The sequence below is a fragment of the Aquimarina sp. BL5 genome (genome assembly GCF_003443675.1).
Taxonomy (GTDB): Bacteria; Bacteroidota; Bacteroidia; order Flavobacteriales; family Flavobacteriaceae; genus Aquimarina.
This window is the reverse complement of the sequence record NZ_CP031963.1, coordinates 211,556-236,143: the sequence shown is the minus strand read 5'-3', so window position 1 is coordinate 236,143 and position 24,588 is coordinate 211,556. Positions and strand designations below refer to the sequence as shown.

At 33.5% G+C, this 24,588-nt stretch carries 18 protein-coding genes; all 18 read right to left on the bottom strand.

Annotated elements, in window-relative coordinates:
- Positions 1-57: 57 nt before the first annotated feature.
- The 18 genes from D1818_RS01140 to D1818_RS01050 all read right to left on the bottom strand — a co-directional run bounded on the left by D1818_RS01140 (position 58) and on the right by D1818_RS01050 (position 24,490).
- Complete coding sequence (locus tag D1818_RS01140; RefSeq protein ID WP_118455562.1) at positions 58-1,281, bottom strand: McrC family protein; 1,224 nt, start codon at positions 1,279-1,281, stop codon at positions 58-60.
- Positions 1,282-1,370: 89 nt separating this feature from the next.
- Positions 1,371-3,242, bottom strand: coding sequence for an McrB family protein (locus tag D1818_RS01135; protein ID WP_118455559.1), 1,872 nt, complete (start codon positions 3,240-3,242; stop codon positions 1,371-1,373).
- 26 nt (positions 3,243-3,268) lie between these two features.
- The gene (locus D1818_RS01130) at positions 3,269-6,058 is read right to left on the bottom strand and encodes a P-loop NTPase fold protein (protein ID WP_118455557.1); all 2,790 of its coding nucleotides are present in this window, start codon (positions 6,056-6,058) and stop codon (positions 3,269-3,271) included.
- A gap of 47 nt (positions 6,059-6,105) precedes the next feature.
- On the bottom strand, positions 6,106-7,443 hold the full coding sequence (locus tag D1818_RS01125) for a restriction endonuclease subunit S (RefSeq protein ID WP_118455555.1): 1,338 nt from the start codon (positions 7,441-7,443) through the stop codon (positions 6,106-6,108).
- Positions 7,444-8,904, bottom strand: a complete 1,461-nt coding sequence (locus D1818_RS01120; RefSeq protein ID WP_118455552.1) for a type I restriction-modification system subunit M — start codon at positions 8,902-8,904, stop codon at positions 7,444-7,446.
- A 26-nt stretch (positions 8,905-8,930) separates the two neighbouring features.
- Positions 8,931-12,146, bottom strand: coding sequence for a type I restriction-modification system endonuclease (hsdR, locus tag D1818_RS01115; protein WP_118455550.1), 3,216 nt, complete (start codon positions 12,144-12,146; stop codon positions 8,931-8,933).
- A gap of 111 nt (positions 12,147-12,257) precedes the next feature.
- Positions 12,258-14,213 carry a hypothetical protein gene (locus D1818_RS01110; RefSeq protein WP_118455548.1) on the bottom strand — a complete coding sequence of 652 codons (1,956 nt, stop codon included), beginning with the start codon at positions 14,211-14,213 and terminating at the stop codon, positions 12,258-12,260.
- Positions 14,214-14,603: 390 nt separating this feature from the next.
- A complete protein-coding gene (locus tag D1818_RS01105) occupies positions 14,604-15,122 on the bottom strand; it encodes a hypothetical protein (protein WP_051335916.1) in 519 nt (172 codons plus the stop codon).
- Between the two features lie 966 nt (positions 15,123-16,088).
- The gene (locus D1818_RS01095) at positions 16,089-16,367 is read right to left on the bottom strand and encodes a GIY-YIG nuclease family protein (RefSeq protein ID WP_233558571.1); all 279 of its coding nucleotides are present in this window, start codon (positions 16,365-16,367) and stop codon (positions 16,089-16,091) included.
- A 230-nt stretch (positions 16,368-16,597) separates the two neighbouring features.
- Entirely contained in the window at positions 16,598-16,792 is a 195-nt protein-coding gene (locus tag D1818_RS01090; RefSeq protein WP_118455542.1) for a hypothetical protein, read from the bottom strand.
- 318 nt (positions 16,793-17,110) lie between these two features.
- Entirely contained in the window at positions 17,111-17,458 is a 348-nt protein-coding gene (locus tag D1818_RS01085; RefSeq protein ID WP_118455540.1) for a hypothetical protein, read from the bottom strand.
- A 437-nt stretch (positions 17,459-17,895) separates the two neighbouring features.
- Positions 17,896-18,174, bottom strand: coding sequence for a GIY-YIG nuclease family protein (locus tag D1818_RS01080; protein WP_233558570.1), 279 nt, complete (start codon positions 18,172-18,174; stop codon positions 17,896-17,898).
- A 259-nt stretch (positions 18,175-18,433) separates the two neighbouring features.
- The gene (locus tag D1818_RS01075; RefSeq protein WP_147406148.1) at positions 18,434-19,066 is read right to left on the bottom strand and encodes a hypothetical protein; all 633 of its coding nucleotides are present in this window, start codon (positions 19,064-19,066) and stop codon (positions 18,434-18,436) included.
- Positions 19,067-19,091: 25 nt separating this feature from the next.
- Positions 19,092-20,252, bottom strand: coding sequence for a hypothetical protein (locus tag D1818_RS01070; protein WP_118455534.1), 1,161 nt, complete (start codon positions 20,250-20,252; stop codon positions 19,092-19,094).
- Positions 20,253-20,374: 122 nt separating this feature from the next.
- Positions 20,375-21,490 carry a DUF1266 domain-containing protein gene (locus tag D1818_RS01065; protein ID WP_118455532.1) on the bottom strand — a complete coding sequence of 372 codons (1,116 nt, stop codon included), beginning with the start codon at positions 21,488-21,490 and terminating at the stop codon, positions 20,375-20,377.
- A gap of 7 nt (positions 21,491-21,497) precedes the next feature.
- Positions 21,498-22,238: a hypothetical protein gene (locus tag D1818_RS01060; protein WP_120752468.1), complete on the bottom strand. Its 741-nt coding sequence runs from the start codon at positions 22,236-22,238 to the stop codon at positions 21,498-21,500.
- 360 nt (positions 22,239-22,598) lie between these two features.
- Complete coding sequence (locus D1818_RS01055; protein ID WP_118455528.1) at positions 22,599-23,270, bottom strand: hypothetical protein; 672 nt, start codon at positions 23,268-23,270, stop codon at positions 22,599-22,601.
- A 38-nt stretch (positions 23,271-23,308) separates the two neighbouring features.
- Entirely contained in the window at positions 23,309-24,490 is a 1,182-nt protein-coding gene (locus tag D1818_RS01050) for a hypothetical protein (RefSeq protein WP_118455526.1), read from the bottom strand.
- Positions 24,491-24,588 lie beyond the last annotated feature (98 nt).

Genomic DNA, 24,588 nt, shown 5'->3' with positions numbered 1-24,588 from the left:
CTTATCTATCAAAGATAGGATAATTAGTATGGTGAGGTTTTGGCGGGATGATATATATCAAATTTCTAATTGATTAATAATCTTCTCCCCAATACTAATATCTAATTTATTATTACTATCTAATACTGAAACAAATCCTAGTTTGCATTGATGCTTAGGATTATCCTTTTCATTTTCAAATTGTTTAAAATCTTCACTTTTTCTGTTTCCTGGATATAGTAGCATCACTTTTTCCGCATCCCAAAAACGAGCATATGCATAAACCTGTCGTAAATCTGATATTGAAACCGTATTATTATCTGGTACTTTCCATTTAGTGTCAATAATATAGTTTTTATTCCCCTTTTTAATTACAATATCTGGTTGTAGATAGTTAGAATTTATAAAAGATTTTGTTTGTTGAGCACTCACCACAATATCAAGGTCATTTTCTCTACAATACTTTTGTAACATAACTAAAACATACTCTTCCCAAAGTTTATTCATATCAAATAATAATGAAATCATCTTTTCTCGTCCACTGGAAATATCTGGTGAATAGTTTAGGATGATTAAACGTGCCAACTCTAAAGCGTATCTATAGGGTTCTGTTTTTCTATTTAATTTAATTTTATCTAATTGGTTACTAGTAACTTGGATCTGTTTAACTTCTGGAAAATCCAGCTTTACTCGTTGACAATAATCGTATAAATAAGTTCCACGACAAAACTGAGTGACAATATCTAATGCTTTACTTAAAACCTGATGTAGTACATGGTCTTTATCATATACTTGATGGGTCGTATAAAAACGTTCTTTATGAATTTGATTACGCTGAATATGACCTGCAAATTCCAATTTCCCTTTTAAGGCTTTTACGTTAGCAGTTTGCTTTCTATATTGCTTGATCAATCCTCTATGAAGTAATTGTTGTAATTCTGAAAGATATAACTCAAAGTATACCTCTAGAAGATTTAGGTGATTTTTGTTTACGTTAGCTGCTCCTGCAGACGATGCTTTGAGTTTACCACAAGCTTGTAACATTTGCAGTAAAACTCCTTTCCATTTGCTATCCTCATCATTTTTATCTGCTTTAGGATGAATTTCTATGGTGAGACCGTCTACCTGAATAACGCCCACATATTGCTTAAATTTAATACCATTAGCGATGATATCAAAGTATGAAAAATCATGATATTCATTAAGCTTCAATAAGGCATCCAAATGTTTCTTTTCAAAACCCTGCTCGCCTGCATACAGACGTTGGTGTTCATAAACGGATATGGTTTTGTTATTTTGCAATATATTCTATTAATAGTCGCACTGAGCTTCCTCCTATGTCGGACAGGTGTCGAAGTGTAATTGGGCTTCGACAAGCTCTGCCTGACAATTTATTTTTCTTTGTTAGAATCATTAGTAATATTTAGAAGTAAATGGATTGCTTCTTCAATATTCTTTTTATTTATTTCTTTAAGTTTATATTTTACGGTATTAAAATCTCTTGAATCTGGATATGTAAACTTAGCAAATGCTGTTTTCTTATCCGTTTCTACATCCACAAACCCTTCTCCTAATACCAACCCTATCTTGCCATAATCTCCATAAAAGTATTCTTGAAGCAGTGGAATCACCTTATCTTTAAATACCAGAACTAAATCATCCAAAGAATTAATATCCATAAAATAAGAGTGACCAATCGTATGGTCTCGATCGATCAATACTTCTATTCGATTGTTAATGGTTTCTAACACTTTAATCAAATCGATATCTTCTACTTTTGATGGCCCTATTACTGCTGGATTAGGCATCATTTCTATAAAAGAAAAACGTCTTCGTAAGGCTGTATCCAAAGCTTCTACAGATCGATCTGCAGTATTCATGGTTCCTATAATGAATAGGTTCTTAGGAACACCAAATGGAGTTTTTGAATACGGTAATTTAATCCGTATTTCTTCCTTGTTGCCTATACGTTTATCTGATTCTAGCAATGTGATTAATTCTCCGAAAATCTGAGATACATTTCCTCTATTGATTTCATCAATAATCAAAACGTAATTTTTATCTATTCCTCCTTTTACTTCTTCATAAGGAGTTAACTTATAATTTTTTAATAAATAATTGAGGATTCCTTTCACATAAGAAGGGTTATACATCCCCTCATCTGGTACATTTTTGTACAATTTTAATAAATTCTGTATCGATGCAGGATACATAGGATTCTCATTCTTTGACTCTTTTGGATTAATTTTAAAAGTCTTACCGCCTGTGTAGAAAACATCAAAAATAATAGAGCCCGTATCCACGGTAATCTTTTCTTTATCCCCCAAATCTTTTTTGAAGTTTATTAATACCTCATCAAAATTAGAATTACTTTTAGTATCTGCTATTTCACACAATTCTTTAAAGATTCCAGGAATGATATCGTAGGATATTTTTCCATCATTCGTTTCCGGCTTTATTCCTTCTACAAAATCCTCATAACTCATACTCTGATGAAAAGTAGTAAAAACAATCTGACCAGCCTGAAACAAACTCTCATATTCCTGATTAATTTTTACTCGTTGTTCTGTTAAGGATAATGAATTATCTATTTTAAAACCAGGGTTGATAATATTAACCGCCAACTCCTTGGTTTTATACGTTTTTCCAGTTCCTGGTGGTCCATATAGGATTTGATTAAGAGTCTTTTCTTTATACATCGTCTCATTTTTAATTATTTCACTCAAACTCAAAATTTCACTTCTCTTAATCTTTAATGCTTTTACCTTTGGGTAAAGTTCAATTAATCTACCTATAACATCGTTGCTTTTAGTAATTAATTCATCCCAATCGGCAATCTCATCGAACCTATAACGTATTACAATATCAGAATTATAAAAATCTCCACGATACTTCTCATAACCCTTTCTTAATACAGGATCATCTTTTAATCCTACGGTATCTATCTTTATATCATAATGGAAATCGTCATCTAAGCCAACTGTTATTGCTAGCCATTTATCATCAAAATCAGTCTTTGTCGGGTATATCTTAGCCCATAAATATCCATCAAATTTACTGGCTTGACTTGTTGGTTTTTTCCATATTTTAACAACTCCATCTTTAAAAGAAGAACCTTTAATAAGATTAGCCCATTCTTCTACTTTCTTGTAAGCTCCTACTAAAATAGCGTATGCTTCTGCAAATTCAGGAATAGTTCTATCACAGGTCTTTCCTTTATATTGATTTAATAATTCAAATTCTCCTTTGGTAAAGAAATCCATTAATCGTTTTTTAAAGTTTTTAGTTACTAATATTTACCATTTTCAGAACGTTTTTTAATCCTTGATCGAGAATTTGTTAACTTTGAATTTATCACTTTTTCATATTCCTGTTGAGTTAGAGGTTTATATTCATTTACAGTAAATTTTTGTAATAACCTTAAAATCCTTTCTAATCTTTCATTAGTATAATCTCCATCATTTTTTATTGGATTTTTAATGCCTTTTAAATACTTATAATAGTTATCCCACCCTTCATTAGAGAATTGAGTATATAATTCTTTATTAAGCGGATCTTTGATTAAAAGATCCAATGTTTCAGGACTAGAAAAAATCTGATCTAAGAAAGGTCTAGGTTGATGCTTATGCTGTTTTGGTGGCTCTCCATCTGATGGAGTGGTGAAATCAAAGAAACCGTCTGCTAAGTACTTACTAAAATTATCTTCCTTTTTAATATCATTCTTAATTAATTCATTTGCATCTTTTGACCGTATTATTTTATGATCTACCGCTATCTTTTCTGTATACATGTGATATCCAGATAATCTTATATCTATTGATGTATTATTTTCTACTATTTTTTGCAGCTTATTGATAAGAATTTCTTTAAGAAATTCATCTTTAAATATTTCATTATCATATTTAATAATACCAGAAGAAGTGTAGAGTTCTTCTCTTTCTAGGCGTTTTTCGTTAATATTAATATCACTTAACAAATTATCAATAGCACCTATTGAATTAGAAAATAAAACCACTTCTTTAAAATCTTTCAAAAAGTCAGTTTGGTCATCTTTATAGACATTTTTCAACACATTTCCGGATAAATCTATTATCTGCTGTCTATCTTCTGATTGTGTGATAATGTTCATGCCATCTATTGTTTTTAGTATATCAATAAATTGATCCTTATCTGTAATTTCCCTTCTAAAAATGAAAAGTTTTAGTTCGTTATATGCATTGTATAATGATTGAAGGGTTAGTCCACTATATTTCGTTAGAATTTTATGTAGGTTATTTGCCTTAAAAGCATTTATAAAATCTGTAATTTTGAATAATGCTCCTGCTAAATTATTTCTAACATAAATATTCGTATAACTTATTTTTGCAATGCAATTTTGATTAGTCTCATAATATGATTTCGATTTTTCTCCAAACAGCTGTATTAAAACTGCATCAATAATTTCTATATCTTCTTCTGAGTATGATGTATTATCCTTGATCTTTTTAAATATTTTTTCTCTAGCATTTTGATCATATACATAAATATCATGTGGACCATATAATCCTAAAATATCAGCACTAAACTCTTTATTTTGGTCAAGTACATTAATCGCTCCTTTACTAAGTATACTATCTAATTCAGAAAATACAAGGTTTTGTAATTCACGGTACTTATAAACGCATAGTTTTAGGAGGATATATTCTTTTATAACAACATTATTTTTATCCTTTAAAAATGTTTCATTAAACTTAAATTCATTTACAAATCGTTTAACATCTCTAAATGTCTTTAAGAAAAGTTGATAGTTAAGATCAATTGTAGGAGTCAAATATTTTCTAATTGATAATAAATTCGGCAAATTGATATCTTGGTCCTGTAACTCTTTATTTTCTTGAGAAAACAGAACTTCGAAACTAGCACCATAACCTATGACATCCTCAGCGTTCTTCTCATTAGTAAATACTTTTCTTATTTGTACTAATAACTCTTCTTTTATTCTTTTTTCGTTAAATGGTAATAGATTAATTTCTACATTAAAAATTTTGTCTATGTAGTTTTCCTTTTCTATTGAATCTGTTACATACTTTCGATGATATCCAGCAATAAAAATTACGTTATTAAAATCCGCTAATGTTCTGATCAACTTAAATGATTGTAATATCTCATTTTCGTCCAATCGATCCAGATCATCAAGCAAAACAATAATCTGTTTATCTATCTTTTTTATGCCAGCATTTATATTATTATGATACTCCTCTAATGTTTCATCTTCATTTAGAATACTTTTACCCGTTGAAGCTATTTTTTGAATCATATCTGGAGTATAAGCTACTATCGTATCTACATATTTACTTATGGTATTAGAAAATTCACCTGAATGTGGGTTTAATTGTTTTTTTAATTCATTGAAAAAATTCTCAATAATAGCTGTATCCCCATCATTTCTCCAGAGTTTATACCAAAAAACAACTGCCTTGGGATTTTCTTCCTTTATTCTTTGATTAAACCTTTCCAAAAAAGTAGTTTTACCATATCCCCAAACCGCATTAATTCCTATACTAAATGATTCCGAAGGTCTAAAATCGGTTAACGTAGTAATTAAATTCTCAACTATATCTTCATTTTCTATGATCTCACCTTTAAAAGGTAAATCTTCTATAAAATGAACAGGATTTATTTTTTTATTATCTGGTTTTTTTGATGTATTATTTAAGTATTGTACAAAAAGAACTATACAATGTAACAGGAATATAAAAAATAATAAATCGAGATATTTAATACTATTTTCTATGGGCAAGAAAACTATATTATCATTAGTAAATCTTGATAAGACATATAACGATGTACTTAAAATTAAAAGAAATGTATGATTAGGGCTAAAAATGTATTTTCTTGTAAAAGCCAAAATATATAGTATAAGTACTACAGAACAAAGAATGTAATAACCTATTTCGAAATACAACTGATCCAAACCTGATAGATCAATAATTTTAGCAAGAAAAATCTCAATACTTGGTTTTAACATCAAGAATATTGCAATCGCAATAAAATAGATCACCACATATCTTTTAGTTTGGTTATTAAGTCTTTCGAGCATCTTATTTTTATCTAATTATTTATTCCTAATTTCGTTTGTTATATTTATCATACTTTAACATTCCTTCGCTTACTCACTTTCTTAGGCTTCTTAACCGCAGCCTCCTCCTTCAATCTCTTAATCTCTTCCAACAACGCTCGTGCATCGCCATCACTATCTAATTGCGGTACCAATTCTCCTTTAAAAGCTTTATGTAAAATTGCTTGCGGTAAGGTGTCTACTTTAGCTTTTAACTTTTCGTATTGCTCTTGGATAGCATCAGCTTTTGCAAATAAACTTTCTACTCTGTTTACGATTTCTTGTTGTTCTTTTAAAGAAGGCAATTCAATTGGAGTATTGCTAACTACTCCTTGATTTATTTTAGGCATGTTACCTGCAGTCCCAGTAGCGTTATCTTTAAAATATTTTCTTGTATTTATTGAGCTTAAAGTATAATTCAAAAAATTATTAATTACTTTTTGATTAGCTTGTATTTTCATCATTATATCTGGATAAATGAACTCATAATCTTCCCCATCATAAATTGCGGATGTTCCAACATAATCCAAAGAATTAGATCTTTGAATTAAAATATCTCCGTGTTTCAACCATAAGTGAGATTCTTTATTTGGTTTATCTATATCCAAATATTTAATTTTCGAGCCATCAAATTTTCCCGAAGTAGTTGACGATAGTGATAAGCTTTTCACTAATGTTTCAAACTCTACTCCTTTTGGGGAGTAGCCATTTCTAGGTTTTTCTTTTATCAATTCAATTAAGGTTCTTTCTTCCCATTCCTCCAACTTCTTCCCTTCACGCCACTCCTCTGTCAACTTACCAGTCACCGCTTGCGTAAGCACTTGTTGTTTAAAATTTTTAAGCAATACTGGGATTTTCTCCAAACTCGCCTTCATCTCCTCTAATTGCCCAAAAACTACGTCCAACTTTGCTACAATACGTTCTTGTTCTGGGAGTGGTGGGAGTGGGAATGGAATTGTTCTTAATGATTGTTGATTAAGTTTCAGCCTAGTTGTGCCGCCAACATGATTTGTATAATCAAATTGATTAAAAAAATGTAATAAAAATTTATTGTCAACGAAATTATTAAAACCCTTAATAACGTGCGCATGATTATTTACCCAACTCTTTCCTGAAATTTTATATGCTACATTTTTAGATTTATCAAAAAAAGGAGCACCATCTTCTCCTAGTAAAATCAGCTCTTCGTTAAAGATGTAATCGTCAATCCACCCTGCTATTCCAGTAGCTCCGTAATATGGAATTTCCCCTAATCTTTTAGCTCTCTCATTAGCACTTACTGGCTTCCTCTTATTATCCAGAATTTCTGTAACAGTATCTATATTAGTTTCTTCCCAACTATTTGGCAATTTCTTTTCTTCCTCCATCTATCCTAACTCTTTAATCATTGCTTCTAGCTGTTTGGTAATCCCCTGTAATTCTACCATCGCTTCTTTGGCAATATCAATTGGTTCCCCTAGATCTCCAGCTTTACTAATACTACTATCTGCAATTAACCCTAAATCCAGAGAATTATTTTTCTTGGTAATTTCTTCTCTTGGGATACAACTCCAACGTTCGTCTTCTATCTTTTTTCGTTTAACATCATCAATGCTACCATCATATTTCTTTTCTACATCCTTGATACTAATACCACCTGTATAGGCTTTTACAAAACCTTCAAAGGCTTTTTCGGTAAAAGGGGTACGTTTCCCATAATTAGGGGTATTGGTGCGCATATCGTAAAACCAAACAGATTTCGTATTGTCTACTTCTGTAATACCTCGACTAAAAAACAATACATTGGTTTTTACTCCTGCTGCATAAAAAATACCTGTTGGCAATCGTAACACCGTATGTAGGTTACATTTGTGCATTAAATCACGCCGGATCTGTTGTCCATCTCCATCTTCAAACAATACATTATCGGGTAATACTACTGCGGCACGTGCCTTCCCATCTGGTTTTAAACTTCGATAGATATGCTGTAAAAAGTTTAACTGTTTGTTACTGGTTGGATAGGTAAAATCATCACGTGTAGGGCGCTCTCCTCCTTTTTTGGTGCCAAATGGTGGATTTGCCAATACGCCGTCATATCCTTTTAACCCTTTACCAAATTCGGTTAAGGTATCTGCCAGATGAATGGTACTTTCCATCCCATGCAATCGTGCATTCATCAATGCTAGTCTATGTGCATCAGGTACCAGTTCTACTCCACTAAATGCTTCTTCTTTCTGGAATTTTCGTTCTTTATCTGATAAGTGATAATAGTTATCGTATTTATCTCTTAGGTAACTATCTGCAGAGATCATAAACCCAAAGGTACCTGCTGCAGGATCATTCCACTGTTCGCCTAATTTGGGGACCAACAAATCAATCATAATATTAATCAATGGTCTAGGTGTAAAATACTGCCCTGCCCCACTCTTTTTCTCTCCTGCATTTTTCTCTAACAAGCTCTCATAGATATCGCCCATCACATCGCGATCATCTTCCTCATACCAATCTAGTTTATCGATGGCTTGTATGAGTGAATTAAAGTTTACAGGTTTGCGTAAACTAGTGGTAGCATTGGCATAGATCTCCTTGATGCTTTCACTTGTAGTTAGTTCGCTAATCTCCGCCAGAAACCTACGATAACGGGCAAATGCTTCACTATTATCGTGCTCATTGACAAAACCACGCCATTGGTATTGTTCAGGAATATGTTTTTCAAAATCTTTTACTTCGGATAACTTCAAGAATAAAATATAGGTTAACTCATTGAGGTATTGGTGATAGGTAACTCCATCATCACGCAATACATTACATAGGTTCCAGAGTTTATTGGCAATTTCGTCTGCGCTCATTGTCGATTTGTTGTTTTGTAATTATTCTAGGCGGAATATAAGTTATCGTTCAACACTTCTAAAATATGTTCGAGTTTATTTTCAAAAATTTTATCCAATCGTTTAAACCCTCCATCATTCATGAAAGGTTCTTGATTGAGATCGTCTTTGGTAAGTACCGTTTCCTTAAGTAATTGCGCCTCGAACCGGTCTATCCATTTCTGTTGGATTTTGTTCCATTGTTGTAACTCTTTTACTTTGGTTACTGCATTGCGTATCCGTTGTTCATGGCTGACCAAATTGGTATCTAATGCCAGTGTGCGTATATAAGAGATAATATCGGCTGCTATATCCTGGTTTTTGGCATTTTTCCAAGCGGTGTTTAGCGTGAGGCTGTTATACCCTTCTTGATCCAGTAGTATTTTTAATTCTTTAAGCGATTGCCTATCCAGTTCTGAAGGTCTGGTACAGATAACCTTTAATGCGCTAATCGTATTTCTGTTTTCTGCGATGAATTGTTTAAATCCTTCAATATAATCTTCAGGTTTCTCAGCTTTACCATAACCACGCTCCATAGGTCGATACTCATCGTAATGTTCGGATACCAATTGTACTTTAGGTTGATAGATCTTTTTATCTAAAAATTGCCACAGGCTAGCATATTCTGTAATCACTTGCTGTACAGAATCTCCATCAATATCTTTTAAGATGTCTATAAAATCCTCTGGTGAATTCCCTTTTGCCAAGTACATAAACTGATCCATATGATCATCTGTAATACGGTTTTTTTTTCGTTGTAGTTTGGCAATAATCTGATCTACTTGCTTTTTTGATCGTTCTGGGGTATTGATATGTTCTAATTCTTCTACCAATTTTGTAAAAGAGATAGACGGATTAGATACCGTTTTCATCTGGGTATAATCCTGCAATGCCTCATATACTCGTACGGCATCATAAATTCTAAAAAATTGCTTATCAATATCTGGACATAAACGCGTAGCACGACCTAACATTTGCTCAAATAGAATTCGTGAACGCACTCTACGCAAAAAAACTAAATTGGTAATGGTAGAAACATCTATTCCTGTGGTCAATAAATCTACTGTAACTACTATCGAAGGAAATTTTTCGTTTTTTAATCTTCTGGTTAGTTCTTCAGGATTGTAAACATTACCCGTTATTTTTTCAATGGTATCTTCGGGAACATCTAGACCAATAATAGAAAATTCTTCAAACAACAGTTTTACAATAAGATCAGCGTGAGAATCTCGTGCGGCAAAGATCATTGTTTTCTCCTCACCTTCTGGATCTATTTCTTGTACCAGTTGCCGAATGATTTCGCGATTAAAAGATTCTGTAATCACCACTTTATTAAATTGCTCAATCTCTATATGTAATTCGTCTTCAAGAACAGCTAGTTCTTCTATTGTATTGGTTTCAGAATTATATATTTTGGGTTGCGCTCCTTTTTCCCATAACATTCCTTCTTCGCTTAACTTAGTTTTTAATAAATAAGGAGGTTCATGGTCTACCAAATAGCCATCAATCACAGCTTCCCGATACGAATAACTGTGAACAGGCTCTCCGAAAACCTCGGTAGTATGTAATGCTGGTGTAGCCGTTAATCCTATGATGTATGCATTAAAATATTCTATGACCCGTTTATACTGGCTGATATAGTCATTTTCATCTCTAAAATGTAAATCCTCTTCATCCAGTTCTTTGTCCAGATTGTATCCTCGATGAGCCTCGTCAATAATAATACAATCATAGGTGTCTATTGGTAATGGATCGTTCTCTGAGTAAAATAAACGTCGTACTAGACTCTGCACCGTAGCAAAATGCAGTCGCGTATCTTCTTCTGGCGTAATAGCCTTTAATTCTTCTATCTGATAGACATCAGCAAAAGTATTAATTCCTTCTATTTTATTATCCTTAAAACTACCTAAAGCTTGTGTAGCTAGTAATCTTCTATCGGTAAGAAATAAGATTCGTTTAAAACGATCTGATTTAATAAAACGATAGGCTAATCCTATAACAGTCCTGGTTTTTCCAGTTCCTGTTGCCATGACTAATAAGGATCGCTTTTCTACAGCATTTGTAATGATTTTTTTTTCAATGGCTTTAATAGCATCAATTTGATAATCACGTAAACCCAGATTCTTTGGGTTTTGCAGATACTCATAATCACTATCACTTAATCGTTCATTCGCCTCATCAATATCTCTTTCATATTTAGTTACCAAACCTTCTGGAGAAAACCATCCTCTCAAGGCTTCCGCATGGTTTCGAGCTTTTCTAATATCTAAAAACCAGATACCACTTTTGGTTTTTAATTGTTCTAGATATGATCTTCCGTTTGCAGAGAATAGAAAAGGTACTTTATAACTATTCCAATCCCCTAAAAGTTTATAATTAGCGTCTTCTGAAATAAGAGAAGAATACACTTTGGATTGTCTTAGATCTGTGGAGATATCGGTGGCATATTTCTTGGCTTCTACAATACCATACAAAGTAGTTCCAACAAACAAAGCATAATCTGCCCATTTGCCTTGGCAAGGCCATTCGGCAATGGCTATATTTTTTCCTTTTTCTGGTAGGGTTTTATTTTTTTTATAATTGAGAACCTCTGTATCGCACTCCCATCCTACTTCTCTTAGTTGTTCATCAATTAGCTCTCGGGTTTCTGCTTCGGATTTATGAATATTGTTAGCATTTTTTATTGCTCTGACATGCCTTTCTTCTACCACATCCTTATTAGCATTAAAAGCTGCTATTTTATCCTTATAATTTTGAATTTCTCCTGATAATTGCGCTAATTCTGTCTCTAATTTTTCTACAGAATCATCAACTTCTTCCGATGGTAATTCGTATGAAGTAGATTCAATATATGTATTTTCATAGGTTTCATAAAACCATCTAGCCAATTGAAAGCACTTTTTAAGAATAAATAACGCTTCTGAATGCGATCCAAGACCATCATGACTTGCCTTATTCCCTGATTTACGAATTCTATGCAAAAGATCTTTTACTACATCTGGTATTGCATTGACATAAAAAAGTTGGTTGATCCGTTCTATCTGAGTCCCATGAAACTCCTCCATATTCTCAAACTGCCATATTAGTATCGATAGTTTCTCTGAAAATAGTCTGGATTTAGATAAGGAAGAACTTGGATCGACATGAATAAGTTTCTCAGATAAATCTGCAATAACATACAACTCTGGATATTCTGAAGAAAGAAATGAAAAACTGGAAGGCATAGTTATAATCGGCTAAATCTTGGGGGCAAGATTATTATTTCCCCGAATATAAGAAATAATCCGTTATTCTTACATAACGGATTATTTGCATTCTATATTGATTACTATAAATTAATTACCTGGCTTATTATTTTTTAAGAAATAAAAAGAATACCCAAATTGTAATTGTGAAAAATTGTTATTGATGTTGTCTAACTCATGTAATAGTTTATAGCGTATAAACAATCTACCAGTACTAGATATATCTAGGTTAAAATTAACATTAAAACTATTAATCCATCGGTTCTGAGAGGTAACTAATTTATCTTCTATAGATCTTAGAGGAATATCTGCATCCAGATTCTCAAACCATGACAGTTTATCAGAAAGCATGATGCTAAACCGTTTTTCTGGTAATAAATGGAATTTATATTCTATAGGAATTTCTATATTATTTACAAATTGAGTATTGACTGTTTCTGCATTAGGATCTTCGCCAATAGGTATATATCCACTTCTACCAAAAAGAAACCCCGCATCCAAATACATGTTTAGTTTTGCATTTTGATTTTCTAAGTTTAAAATATTCAGCATTCCACCAATGGCATAGTTTCGATGTTGCAACAATGCTAAAGGTTCATAAAATGGCTCAGAATTTACCATAGCTCCAGCTTCATCTTCTATCATTATGGTTCTGGATTCTAAGAATTTATTATTCTTTTCTATTTTAGAAATGTGAAATTGCGCATCAAAGTATTGGAAAAAACCATAGGCTTCCGAAATAAGCCCCGGAAAAAATGGAGGGATTACTTTTCCCCATCCACCAACTTGACGTCTTCTTGTCTTAATATTGAATCTTTTATTAACTTCTGTTTGTACCAAACCGTTAGGGTTTTCTTCATCAAACAAACTTAAAAAATCTGTATATACTACGGCTTCAAATAAACGGGTAGATTCTTCCTTATAAAGCTTAGTATTTGATCTTGATTCCTGATTTAATAGTACTAACTGCTTTTCTGGACTTACATCATTTGCATTGACATCTACCTTCTTTACATAGCGTATCGCATCACTAAAATATAGTTTTAAAGAAACATTTTTGAAACGTTTTATTATTCCTTCTTCCTCTGAGATTTCGTCGAACAATTCCACCAGAGATTTTTCAAATTCATTTTTCTTGTTTACTTCGAATTTTGTCTTTAAATCAGCAATTAAAAGGTTAATTGCTGGATTATCGATGGTCAAATACTTTTTAATATAAAGTTGTTCAAATAATATAGTTAATTCCTTTTGTTTCTCTGTAGGATCCGCGATTGGGGACTTTGGTAAATATTTTTCTAGGACATGGTCTATCTGTTTTCGGTTATTAAGAATAATATCTTCGTTAAATTTATCTTCAGAATAAAGGAGAGTACTAGATAACTTCTTAATGTTTTTTGTGGAACTTATACCGATTGAATATATATTACTAAAAGTTACATCTTGATTTTTTACAGTTCCTTTTAGTTGTACCTTTTCGATAAATCCATCATAAAAAGTAATTTCCGCATTAGCATTATCGAGTGTACCTACAAGGATACTATTCAATGCCTTTTTACTATTATCACTATAAACAGGTATATTGCTTTTCAAATAAATAGTAGCCACTTGTGGCCGTTCTTCATCTGTATTAAATGCTGTTACAATCCTTGCAAACAAAGTAGCTATTTTACCTTCTACGGCAAGTACTCCTGAATGATTGACTGATCTTACCTTATAGCTGTTTTTTGCTGCATTATCCTTTATTGCCTTCTCCAAAATACTTTTCACATTCCGTTTAAAACTAGAGATAAAACTAGGATAGGTAAGCGGCTGTAAAATAAAGGATTCTTCTTGCCCATCATATTTTAGTGAAATTTTGTATAGTTGATTTTCTTTTTCCTTTTTGCCTAGATATATTTTTATGCCATCTGCATTTTTAACAGCTTTTACACCATCAATTGATTCTACAAATGCGGCTAATATTTCTGATGATAATGTGTATTCTTGTGAGTATATCTGTTTTACTCCTAGAATAAGTAAAAAAAGATAGAACGTAATTTTTTTCATAATTTATTATTTAGAGTTATTTATAATGCGAAAAATAAGCAACACTATTGAACGAAATCATACCCAATGACAAGTATATTTTCAAAAAAGTATTAGGGGAAATTAATTTTTATTTACTGGATTTCTTACAGGTAGTTATACTTGTTTTTTTTAGTTGTTTTCCCCGATAAATACTAAAAAAAATCCCCAATAGTTACGTTAACTATTGGGGATTTTGGGTCATTTACTTCTAGCTTCTCAACCTTCGACTCCGCTTACCCTTCGGCTCCGCTCAGGGTTCGCACTCCAAAGGTTGAGGCTCTCGAAACCCGATTCGTCACCCTTCGAGAACCTCAGGGTTCGCTAAAATTCACCCTCGGATTACGTCTGGAGACTGAGGCTCTCGAAGTCTCATTCCGTACTACCATCCGTACCCTGATCGGTTTGATCCGGTATATCCTCTTCTGTGGTACTCGGGCTATTCGCAAATCGTTCTTTTAGTCTGCTATGTAACGCCTCTGCTCCTGCTACACCGCTACTAGCCGCCACACCAAACATCTTATAGGCTAATAAAGAAGTGCTATAGGCTTCGGATCCAGCCAAGATTCTCGTATCGTTTACCTTTTCTGATAATTCTGCTAACTCTAGTGCTAAAACCTTTAGCTCATTGTATAACGCATAATCTTTATCTACCTCTTCTACATTGATAAAATTGGGTAGAATATCTCCGTTTTGGCGCATACTATCTAGTGTATCTTCTACAAAGATTTTGTTACTACGATTGATCTTAGGGAGCGTCCTACGCTCGTCTTTAGTCAATCCTGTTAAAAATGGTAACAGTGTATTGATTTCCTCAATTCTGTTTTTTACTTCTGTGATCGCTGCTGGATCTACGGTTACCGATAATCGGTTGTTTAATACATTACTCATACTTCATTTGTTTTAATAATCTGGATCAATTTATTTTACTATTTCAGTATGTCAGTCTGAGCCTGTCGAAGACCGACAAGACCTAGGATCATTGTACACTTCGACAGGCTCAGTGTGACAAAGAAGTTCTGTATATAAAACTATTGTATCCAGATTGAGTTTAACATTCATTTGAGTTGCTATATGGTCAATTACAATACCGATAATTTTAAGATTCCGTATTTTTATTAATAATATTCTGTTAAATTTTAAATTTAATTGATTACTATCTAATGTTTTACATAAAAAATTATCAATACACAAATACCACAAAATCACTACTGACATACTGACCTCTATATAAAACGCTACATTACAATCATTTACAAACGCTTTCTTTATATATGGATACGTTTTTGATTTCATTTTTTACAATTACTCATTCGATGGATACTGACAGTGCTATTGGCTAAGGTTTGAGATATACTGGCGTTGTGTCACCCTTAGCCATTTCACCCTTCGAGAGCACTTCGACAGGCTCAGCATATCACCTCAGGGTTCGGTTACGTCCGAGGGCTGAGGCTCTCGAAGTCCGGTTCACCACCCTTCGAGAGCACTTCGACAGGCTCAGCATATCACCTCAGGGTTCGAAAATACATGGTGTTCAAAAATATCGTTTCCCGAGGGTTGAGGCTCTCGAAACCCAATTCGTCACCCTTCGAGAGCACTTCGAGAACCTCAGGGTTCGGGAATACTCAGGGTTCGGAAGTATTCTCATCCACGAGGGTTGAGGCACTCGAAACCCGATTCGTCACCCTTCGAGTGCACTTCGACCGCATTTCGACAAGCTCAATGTGACACTCAGTGTGACACCTAAGGGTTCGATATATCACATCAGGGTTCGATTGCTTCCGAGGGCTGAGGTTCTCCAAGCCCGGAAGGCTCTTCATCCGCGGAGTCGAAACCCGGTGACTTCGAGAGCCTCAGTCACCTAATATCACGATAAGCCATTGACAATCCTGGCAACGTATCCAAATCCCCATTAATCAACGCTTCCTTTTTTGCTCTGCTCCATCCTTGTACTTGTTTCTCTCGATAGAATGCAGTATCGATTCTGTCATATTGTTCGTAGTATAATAACCTAATAGGTAATCGTTTTTTTGTATGATTCGCTCCTTCTCCATTTTGGTGTTGCTGCAATCTCTTATCTAAATCTTTTGTACTTCCTGTATAGTAACTGCCGTCACTACATTCTAATATGTACATATATCCCGTCATACTTTATGATAGTAAGGTATTTATAGTATTATGTGTCAAAAATAAAGCAATTGTTACCTTACGAATTCACCCTTCGAGAACCTCAGGGTTCGGTTGCGTCCGAGGGTTGAGGCTCTCGAAACCCGGTTCAACTAGAATCACCCTTCGGCTACCACTTCGACAGGCTCAGTGTGACAGCTCAGGGTTCGGTTACTTCCGAGGGCTGTACTTCGGCAAGCTCAGCATCCGCGTAGTCGAAGCCCGTATTTATCAAATATTGAGTATCTTTTTCCTGCATCTGTAACCGGATAGGTTTTAGCATATGCTGCAGCCGTTTTTTTCATTTGCTGCATCCAATCTTTTTTAGGGATTTCTATTTGATCCGTGGTCTGATAAAAAACTATTACGGGTTTCTTATTTATATTCCGAGCCAAACCTTTGTTTATGAATTTTTTATGTATTCAAACTTCCATATCATTGTATGGAGATACGAATTGATTTTTAAGTGTTTGATACTGTACTAAACGCTCACTGATTGTAAAAATCGGCATTGCTACTTTTATATAAATCAATAATATCGAAAAGTAAAACTATTTAGAACGATCCCTACCACTAAAAACCATTGTTATTTACCACAAATTATTTTGGTTTACAGCGGCCTTTATGCCATCTACATTCTTTTTATGAAATGGATAACGATTACGTTATATGGACGATAGATTATTATATGCTAAAATTATAGGAATACAAAATCAATGAACAGGCATCAAAGATACCCATACATTACTTATAGAAGAAAGTATCTTGCTGACTATTGAATGTCTTTTTATAGTATCCATTACAGGATATTCATTAGCATACGCATCCACTGCTTTGATCATTTGATCTGTCCAATACCTTTCAGGAATCACAGCTTGATCTGTAGTGGTGTGAAACGTAACAATTGGTTGCTTCAGTATTTTTGTTCCAAAACCATTGTTTATGATCTTTTTATGCATACGTACTTCTAATAAAACTTCCCTTTTGTTATATGGTGAAACAAATTGAGTTTTTAAAGTTTTATAAGGCTGAACATGTTCTGTAGGTCTTGATATTTGCATACTTTGGGGGTATTGATAAATATTACAAAACAAAATAAAGAATTCTGTAGGATAAAATCACCCCTGAAAACCACTGTTTTAAAATTTATATAAGAAAATTTCCCCTTTACAATTAGGGTATTGAAGAACTTTTGACCTTTCGACGAACTTCGTGTAAATAAACTCACCCTTCGAGAGCACTTCGACAGGCTCAGCATATCACCTCAGGGTTCGCACTCCGAGGATTGTACTTAGATAAACTCAGCAGCCGCGTAGTCGAAATCCGGTCAGGGTTCGGGAGCATCACCCTTCGGTTTATTATTGGAGACTGAGGCTCTCGAAGTCTCACCCTGCTATTACCCTTCGACTACGCTCAGGGTTCGGGAATACGTGGTGTTCAAAAATATCGTTCCCCGAGGGTTGAGCCACTCGAAACCCGGTGACTTCGAGAGCCTCAGTCACCTAATATCACGATAAGCCATTGACAATCCTGGCAACGTATTCAAATCCCCATTCATCAACGCTTCCTTTTTTGCTCTGCTCCATCCTTGTACTTGTTTCTCTCGATAGAATGCAGTATCGATTCTGTCATATTGTTCGTAATATATTAACCTAACCGGTAATCGTTTTTTTGTATGATTCGCTCCTTCTCCATTTTGGTGTTGCTGCAATCTCTTATCTAAATCTTTTGTACTTCCTGTATAGTAACTGCCGTCACTACATTCTAATATGTACATATATCCCGTCATACTTATGATAGTAAGGTATTCATATTACTATGTGTCAACAATAAAGCAATTGTTACCTTACGAATTCACCCTTCGAGAACCTCAGGGTTCGGTTGCGTCCGAGGGCCGTACTTCGGCAAGCTCAGTGTGACACCTCAACCTTCGAGAGCCTCAGGGTTCGGAATTCAGTTCAGAGTTCGAACATCCGAGGACTGAGGCTCTCGAAGACCCATTTACCACACCTTCTTTTTCTATAAGCACAAAAAAGTTATAACCTTGGGATTTTTCTCCTATTTTCTTCAGTGAAACCTATATACTTTAAATCCTTGTTAGCATCTATATTTGTTATATCAAACTCATATCTAAGATGATATGTACAATGACATGAACAATTGCCGCCATAATCTATATAACCCAACTGAATCATATCTCCACGTACATCGGCTTCACCTAAAAAATCGTTACAGCAATTAGAAACCAATTGAACATCAATGAAGAGTAAGTTATCCTTTCGCCATATCCGAGTAATATTCTCGTGTAACTTAGTATAACGATTAGATGCATTGAATACTAATATATCTTCTTCTAGCGTTTCATCTCCTGATGACTCTTCTTCACGCCCTTCATCACAAGTATCTATCATTTTAAAACTAAGTGCTTCTACCCCATTTAAAGAAAGTCTACTTAACTTTCTAGAGTCTTTAAGCAACATAGTTCCTACTAAAACTTGGTTACTCCTCATAGCATCTTTCTGAACCAACAAAGTATCTACCTCATAATCATTGCTATAGTTTTGCCTTTTTATAATAACTGTATCAAATTTTCTTTCTTGTCCATAGAAAGGAATGATCCATAGAAGACTGATCATTAAGAATACAAAAATTTTTGATAATTTTCTCATCACGCAGTATTTTACATATACATTACTATTCTACTGTAAAGGCTTTATAATTAGGATACCAAACATCTAATATTGGAAAAGATCCTTTGATATAATATTGATACGCATCCACTTCATAGAAATTTGATAGTATTCTAGAGACATTATCAAGATCATCTACCCTAGAATACGCTTCATTAGGTGTTTTTACCCACCTATCAATATAATAAGTTTCCTCATTAAAAAATTCCAGATAAATATATATTTCTTTTGTATACTGATCCCTAATAAGATGAAAACCCTCTGTTAGTGCTTCGAGATATGCTTTTTTCAATGCTAAGTTGTCGTCTTCTTTAAATTGCAATGTTTTTACTAACAATAATAATTTACTATCATTCTTTTTAAGAATATAGGTATTCAGAGAATCTTTTTCGACACCTAAATACGCTTTCATATGCTTTTTGAACTCCTTCATTTCCCGATTCTTTGAGTATCGCCATTGAGTATTTAATTCTTGTATTTGCCTACTTATTAAATTGTTAACAGCATCTTTTTCGAATTTCTTAGTACCGTAGATTAGATTGTGTAACGCTGTTGGATAATGCTCGGATAACAATTCATAATATGCACGATCAATTTTCTCCAAATAGTAAAAATAAGTTCCAAATTTTGGGTCGCTTCTTGAAGAATACTTAGAAACACTATCTGTCTTCGACGCGTTATTTAGAATACCTGTGTAGGCCATATTTAGTGATTCTAAATATTCTGATATTTTATTTTTAACTTTATACACCTTAGAAACATTACGTAATGTGTCCCCTACCTTATATATTTCTGATAGGTATGCTTCATCTGTTACATAATTTCGGATGTATACATCTTCTTCAAATCGATCCCAAAACCTCACTATATCAGAATGTTTAAAGGGTAAGTCTGCCACAGTATATTTAGGATGTTCTATAGTATCTCTGTTATGTACTGTAGTTATTTTAGCATATAAAGTACTCCAATCCCTAGCTGCATATTTTAGTTTTGCATATTGATAGTCCAAATCCTGAATCACATCTTTTTTAGCTTTAAGCTTAGTAATCTTAGCCTCCTTATTAGTATCATACCTAGATTTCAAAAAAATAAAACTAACAAATAGCGCAACAATACATGTACTAATTACTAATATCTGATATGCTTTCTTCTTTGTATTTGACATTGTTGATTTATGGTTTGATATTCATTTTATTTAGTATCTTTTTTCTGTATCGGTTTAGGAATTGTATTTAAACCTTTTGCACCTTATACCTTTCGAGACCTCCAAGTGCTCGGTAGTAAATCCTACCCATCCTCTGTCTTACGAAAACCTATGGGTGTTATTTGTTTGTCTTTTTGGATATCAGAAAGATGTTCTGCAAAATTAGTCTTCATATTATCTGGCAATTCTATTGCTTCGGGTTTTGTCCATTCCAGCTTTTTAGAAGGCCAGTCGCAACGCTCTTTAAAGTTTTTCCATTTCTCTAATCGATCTGTGCAAGCCTCAAAATTGTTACTCCAAAAAGCATGACCCACGCGATAATTATCATAATAGTCTTCATGACTATCAAATAAGAAATAAATAAGCTCAGAAGCTTTTAAAATATTAGACCAAGCCTCTTCTTCTGAAATATATCCTGACATAAAAGCCCATCTACTCATTGGAATCACCCTAAACAAATCAAATCCCCATATCAATTTCTTTGGCTTATTGTTTAATACCGTTCCACAATCTTGTATATATTGCTTATCCACTTTGGTTAGCCCTGAGATCTGATTTATCATATCTCCTGCTGAATCAGATTGGATGTCTTGAGCAAACCATTTAGAATGCATTCCATCAAACAGTCTTCCTATCATCTCCGTGTATTGATCTCTATTTAAGACTCCCCAATCCTCGTTTAAGTATTGTTGATATAACTTATCATGTTGTATATCAAATGTCTTCGGGTTAAATTTTTGTTTACCCAGACGAATATTACACGGAAAAACCTCTAAAGTATTCGACCAACCACCAAAATAAAACATGTGTACCAGATTGAGCCGTATTGCTTTTTTCTGATCTATATCCAAAGGCTTTACATTTCCCAGTGTATAATATGCCTGTTGTTCTTTGATTGCTAACTTTCGCTGTTTATTCAGAAAAAATAGTATAAAAAATATGGATACTCCTACTCCTAAAATAATCGCTATAAAATCGGGTTCTAGTAGCGTACTTATAGATATTCCATCACCGTTCGCAGGATTTCCAAAAACCTCATAAAACCCCATACCGATTACTAAAAGAAAAAATAGTGTAGCTGTTCCTAGTATTGACAAGCCCACCTTAGCATTAGATTCTAAATTTTGATACGCTTGTAAAAACGTGTCATTTTTTGGTGGGTTTTTACGACTTAGTGGAGTGTTCTGTAATAATTCCATATTTGGTCTATTCTGCAGTAATTTTATAATTCTTAGTTTTATTACTCATTACCTGGGAATTAAATCGCCAGCGTTTATCTTGTGAAATAATACTAATCTTCTGCGCATTTTTATCTGAATTAAATTTTCCTTGAATTTCTTGATCCGAAAAACTAGTGTGTTCAGCTTCTAAAGTATCGAAAGTTAGCTCTCCAATACTAGTACTTGTTACATAAACACAAGTACTATCTATAGGGTTAACATTCACGATCTGGATCCATCCATGTGCTAAGAAAGGGGTTTGACTGTCATCTATAGTTTGATTGATAAATCCATAATATCGGTCTCCCTTTTCTGGTAAGGACACAAACTCTTCTATATTCATTTTAGCTTGTGGGTTACCAAAATACACTAGATAAAAAATTAATGCAAATGCGCCAACTACGCCAATAATAGTTGTTGAAAACAGTATTTTACCAAATAAAGAATATGTTTTTCCCGAATCCATCACAGGATACTCCTGAGCATATCGAGAGGCTGCCTGTTTCATTTGTTGTGTCCAATCTCGTTTTGGAACTTCTGTTCGATTGGTTGTAGTATAGAATGCAACTACCGGTTTCTTTTTTACGTTTTCTACTAAACCGGTATTAATGACCTTTTTATACAAACACACTTCCATTAAGACTTCCATCTTACTACTAGGGGAAATAAATTTACTTTTTAGCGTATGATAATGCTCCAGATGTTCACTTATCGTTATGATTGGCATGATTTACTTTTATCTAATTCTTGTTATTCAAAGTAAATAATATTTTAAACAGCAGTCACCCCTGTAAACCACTGTTTAGATATGGAAGTTATCTTTGTTACAACCCGTTATGCATTTTAATTTTTTTATTCGAAACCCGTCAATTCGAGTACTTCGAGCGAAGTAAGAAGTGTATCGAGAATAGGATTTTGTGCACGAAAAGCTATTCTCGATACCCTCCAGAGGCGGGCAGGCTAGTTTTTTTATTTCATTACAAAAAATCACTCCTTTAGATTAGCATTTATATATTTTATAATTTAAAGAACGGAAAAGTAATTGTTGAACACTTGTAAAAAAGGGTAACTTCTTTTTAATTGAATGTCACTCATATCGAATGCCTTTAATCCAATTATGCACCATTGTATCTGACAGCAGCTTGCCAATAATTCTGTATTTAGAATACTTCAGTGGGTTTTCTGAATCTAATGCTTCGGCCATTACACCTATTTCCGGTTGATAATAACTAGCATGAATAAATCTTATTTTGTTATTGTCTACACTAATAAAACCCGTATGATCATCCAGCCCAACTAGATACAATCCATCTCCACTATTTAATAAAAAGTCTTCTATGGTTCTTAATGGCTTATTGGTAAAACGTTTAACTTGTTGCTTGGCTAATTTCTTAATAAACACTTCGGAGGCAGATTGTGCCCATTTATATCTAGGAATGTTAAATCCAATATCTTGCAATGTAGTGGTTACAAAATAGCCGCATGCGATCTTGCCTTCTCCTGGTGTTTTGGTATGCCCATTAAAATCCCAGGGAGTTCCATACCATAAAGGAAAAATATCCTTTACTAGTATTTTAAAAATATAAGCTCGGGTTTCTACAATAATAGAATCTTTTTCTGTGGTATTTGCTACATTATAAGAGGTTCTCACCTTTTCTCTTACCATTTCTATTTCCTGTAATGTAGTTGTATAGTCTTTTTGTTGCGCGTGAATGCTGCAAGCAAAAAATAATAATAGCACAAGTAAAGTGTATTTCATTTGATAAAATTATACGTATTCAAATAAGTCAACAAAGATTATTCCTTTCTTATCAAATGAAGATATTTCTGATCACCACATTCCCCAAACACGATGAATGAATTCATAGAATTTCCATAATTCTGGATAACGATCTCATTTCTATAGTATGCTCCTTGCACTTCAACTTTAGGTTCATCGGTTAGCAATCCTTCAAAAGTAATACTACCATCTTTAACTAAAAAGGTTCCTGAATGTTCTCGTTTATTAGTTTTGAGATAATATCGGTTGTCTTCTAATACAATTTGTAATCCACAGGGAGATTCAGTTTCTAAAGTATATACTTTCTTATAAACCTTATAATTACCGTTTGTATATTTTAGAATTTGCTTTGATTTCTGCGTAGTTTCCTTTTCATCACAATCATCCTCTCCTTTTTCGAAAGTTTCCATAGTAGTGGTTGCTATGCTTGCTTCTATATCATAGAATCCCTCTGTCTTATTAGAATCTATAATCAAAATTTTATTCACGTTGATAAACTCACCTGTACATTTCATATCCCATTCTCCCCAATGAGAATATACTTCATAAGCGTCTAGGATTTTTAATAATTTATCGGCAACCGGAACAAATAATGAAATTGTCTTGGAGCTATAAGGGTTAGGTTTAGATGCTCCTAAAAAATAAATCCTCACTCCAAATGCTCTTAGATCATCTTTAACCAAATAATTGGCAGTATCAATACCTATTTCTGCAATACGTATAGCATCAGAGTCCCAACCATTGGTTTCATTACTTTCATAAAATTGCTGTTTGATAACGGCTGTTTCTGAATCTACTACCAAAACATAACTGTTTAACGAAAAGGAATATCCATCATCTTCTAGGCTGGCTACTGTAGGTATCACCACTACTGCACTCTTAGCATCATAAGGCAATATTTTCTGCACAACAAACTCTTCATACACTTGTATGGGTTTTATCCCTAGTTGTTCTAAGATTTTCGCTATAAATGGAGAAGGTACAAAAGCTTCTCTCTCTACCTCTATTATTTCATTCTCTTCTTTTGAGGAAGATTTTTCTACCCTTTCTACTGCGTCCTCTACCCTTTGTGGAGTGCTTTCTGTAGCGTTCTCTGTAGAATCTTCTATACGGTTATTAGTAGTATTTACTATTTTTTCTTGTGTAGAATTACAAGAAAAGAGATTAATTAGGAATATAACTATAAGTATTTTTTTCAACGATGCTCTATTATGAAGTTTATCATATCGTAAGTTTACTTTTATGGAAATTTACAAAATCACTTTTTATTATTTTCTTTTATGCTGAAAAATATCGA